Origin of the sequence: Streptomyces sp. MnatMP-M17 (assembly GCF_900091995.1) — a bacterium.
In the GTDB taxonomy this organism is placed as follows: domain Bacteria; phylum Actinomycetota; class Actinomycetes; order Streptomycetales; family Streptomycetaceae; genus Streptomyces.
Genome location: NZ_FMDK01000532.1, coordinates 1 through 3,564, shown reverse-complemented (window position 1 = coordinate 3,564; position 3,564 = coordinate 1). Strand labels below are relative to the sequence as shown.

At 69.4% G+C, this 3,564-nt stretch carries 1 protein-coding gene; it reads left to right on the top strand.

The annotated features are described in order from the left end of the window. Positions 1-535 precede the first annotated feature (535 nt). Entirely contained in the window at positions 536-3,271 is a 2,736-nt protein-coding gene (locus GA0115259_RS23365) for a type 1 periplasmic-binding domain-containing protein (protein WP_093600635.1), read from the top strand. Positions 3,272-3,564 lie beyond the last annotated feature (293 nt).

Sequence of the window (3,564 nt, the reverse complement as noted above, 5' to 3'; positions counted from 1 at the left end):
CCGGTGCCGGGCCGCCCCATTCCACTGCCGCGCAATCCACCCACCGGGCCGCAGGCCGGAGAGACAGGGACCAGGAACTCAGCCCCCCCCGGGGACCCCTCCCCCCGGGCCGCCCCTCCCATCCCCGTACTTGCGATGGAGGGTCGGGGGTCAAGGGTGGGCGCAGCCCATCGCGTAGCGACGCGACGGAGGAGCGCCCTTGACGCCCGGCCCGGAGTCGCGAAACTCAGACCTCAGGGGCGGCCCCCGCGTGGCACGAAACCCACCGGCCCGCCCCGGCTACCCCTCGGTCCGCACCCGTACCCAACAACCCCACCCCAACAGCGGTCCTGAACCCCAACCAACAAACAACAGTCCGCCGCCAAACCCACGCGCCACCACCCCACTCCACTCCCGCGCACACCACCCACCGACCTGACAGCCGCCAAAGAACCCGCCCCCTCAACGGATCTCCCCCCACCCCCATTACCCCGCCCGTGTGAAGTCTTGGTGATGGCGGTGAAATACATGTTCGAGGGCCGTAGGCTCCCGGTGCATGGCTCCTGTCTTCGAGCACGCCGACAGACTCTTCACGCTGCTGAACAGGCTCGTACGCCGCCCGCGGAAAGGTGAGTTACCGGAGCAGGTCAAGGACCGGGAAGGCTTACCCGTTGTCTGGCTGATCGGTGACGACCAGGACGATCTGGCCGAGGGCGTGAGGCGTTCCCTGAATACGGCCGAACCCTGGCGCGTTCCGCACGAGTTCATCGACATGTCCGCGATGTGGGCCGAGGTCGAGCGTACGCGCAGTGACGGGGAACTGAGCCTGTCGCCGGAGTGGAAACAGGCGGAGCTGTACCGGCGCGTCCTCGTCAAACTCGCTCAGGAGTACTCGTCGGCGAGCAACGGCCACGACAGGCGGGTGCGGTTCCGGAGGTTCGGGCTCGTCAACTGGCTTCTGGAGATGACGTACACCGCGGACGAACCGGATCCCCAGCACGACCGGGACATGCTGCGCCGGCTGCGCGACCGGGAGCTCCAGCGAAGACCGCTGTTCGGTTTCATGCGCAGTCCCGGCACCGAGGTGGCGCTGGAATCGCAGGTCCCCTGGTGGGCGTACTTCTTCGGCCTGCATGTGCTCCCGCTCGTCTGGTTCCGGGCCTGGCGCGTTCTCGGCAGCGAGTACCGGTGGCTGCTGCGCCAGCCCTACATGGCGCCCCGCGACCCTGGCACCTTCAGCGGTTTCGCCCTGCGTCTGACCCAGCCCCGCTGGGGCGGTGAGGATCCCGAGCAGGTCGGCAAAATGCTGATCAACGCCTTCCTGGAAGACCTCCGTGCGGCATACCGGCGCCGTATCTGGCGGCGTCGCGCGGCTCGTCGTACCACCTACTGCGTGGCGTTCCTCAAGGGCGTGAGCGGTGACAACCGCGGCCGGGCGCTGGTCCGTTCACTCATCGACGTACGGAACGACACCGGCGCTTTCGATCCGTTGCTGCTCGTCGTCAGCAGCGGGCACGACGAACACGGCCACCCGAGGGTACGAGGGCTGACGGAGGACCTGTACGAGGTCTGGAAGCACAAGCTCCGGGACGCGGGCGGCGGTCGTACGGCCGGTCTCTGGTATCTGCCCGTCGAGGTGGGCCCGCCGCTGCCGGCCCATGACTCCGCCTACGAGCGGCACAAGGAACAGGCCGGCATGGCAGGCCGGTTCACCACGGACCTGCCTCCGGCCTGGGCCCGGCGTGGCGTGACCATCGCCGCCACCGTCCTCGTACTCGCACTGCTGGGCGCGGCGGGCGCCTACACGATCGACGCCGAACAGCAACGGCAGAAGAGCCACTGTGATCTGCGCCGGACCCATCCGGACGCGGACACCCTGGAGCGGCAGCAAGCGACCGGCGAGTGCGTCGGCGTGGCGCCGCACGGCTATGCCTTCGGCGCCACGGACAAGCGCCTCAAGAAGACGCTCGCGACGATCGCCCGGCAGAACAAGGAGGCCGACAGAATCCACCGTGACGCCCCGCGGCGGCCCGTGGTGACACTGGTGCATCTCTCGGCGCTCCTCAGCAGCCCGGGCAAAGGCCAGGCGGCCAGCGCCTTGTCGTACGTACGGGAAGCCCTGCAAGGCACGGCGAGCGCCCAGCGGCGGCAGCTCGACAAACGGGGCGACTCCGATCCCGTTCTGCGGATCTATCCGGCCAGCGCCGGTTCCGGGATGCGCTACGGGCCCGAGGCCGTCGCCACGATCGAGCGCATGATGCGCACCGACCCGACCATCGTCGGTGTCACCGGGCTCGACCAGAGCCGCAAAGCGACGATCACGACCATCGGCGAACTCACGCGCATCGGTCTCCCGATGGTGGCCACGACCCTGTCGGCGGACTCCCTCGACGACCACTCGCCCCTCTACTACCAGGTGTCGCCGCAGAACCGGAGGGAAGCGGAGGTCGCCGCGGCGTACGCCTCGCACCTGGCGCGCACGGGGAAGCTGAAGCGCGCGGTACGGATCGTCCACTCCGCCGATCCGACCGACGAGTACAGCAAGAATCTGAGCGAGGACGCGGCCAGGTACTTCGGTGCCGAGGACTTCGCGGTGAAGAAGCAGGGCTACAAACCGTCGCCCGCGCCCCCCGAAGCCTCCGGATATCCCGGCGCCCAGACCGTGGGCGAACAGGCCTGCGGATATGACGGGCTGGTGTTCTTCGCGGGACGCTCGGAGGACTTCGAGACCGTCCTGTCGTCGGCCAACAACTCCTGCGGCTCCAGCCCGCCGGCCTTCCTCGGCGGCGATGACGTGGCGCGGCTCGCGGCCGATCCCACGCGGCGTGGCGCGTACCCGAGAGTGCCGTACGAATTCCTGGACTTCACGCGCGGCGCGGCGTCCTGCAAGGGCGACAGTGATCTCTACAGCACGATGGAGCGGCTGTTCCCGGAGGAGTGCGAGCAGGTGAGAAGCACCTCGCTCGACGGACACGCGGCGCTCGCCTTCGACGCGGTCAACCTGTATCTCAAGGCGGTCGGCCGGCTCCAGGACACCGCGCCTCAGCTGCCGCTCACACCGCCCGCCGTCTGGCACACGATCAGCAGCATCCATGGGGACGCCGCGCTGGACGGAGAGAGCGGGCGCATCGACTTCGGCGGCGTCGTGGACCAGCAGATACCGCTCGACAAGCTCATCTCGATCCAGCGCGTGGACGGCGCGAAGCCGGCCGTCCAGGCCGGCTTCTGCGGGCTCTGGGGCACAGCGCCGGAGAGCGAGTGGTGCCCGGATCCGGAGCGGGGAGGGAGGTGAGGGCTACGTGGTTCGGGCGGCGGCGGGGGTGCGGTTGCGGTTGCGGACCGAGTCCTAGTAGCCGGGGCGGCCCCCACGCGGCACGAAACCACCCGGCCCGCCTCGACTGCTCCTCGGGTTGACCACGCCTCGGGTCGACTACGCCTCGGACCTGACCGATCCCGCATTCGGACCACCACAACTCGCCCCGCCCGATCCGTCGGCTCAGGATCGTTCGGTGAGCGATGGCGCGCGGCATCCCGGCCGGCTCGACCGGCGGCACTTTCTGGCGGGCACAGCCGCCGGAGCCGCCG

Coding starts and splice junctions, on each gene's coding strand:
- GA0115259_RS23365 (WP_093600635.1), top strand. CDS start 536: ATGGCTCCTGTCTTCGAGCACGCCGACAGACTCTTCACGCTGCTGAAC.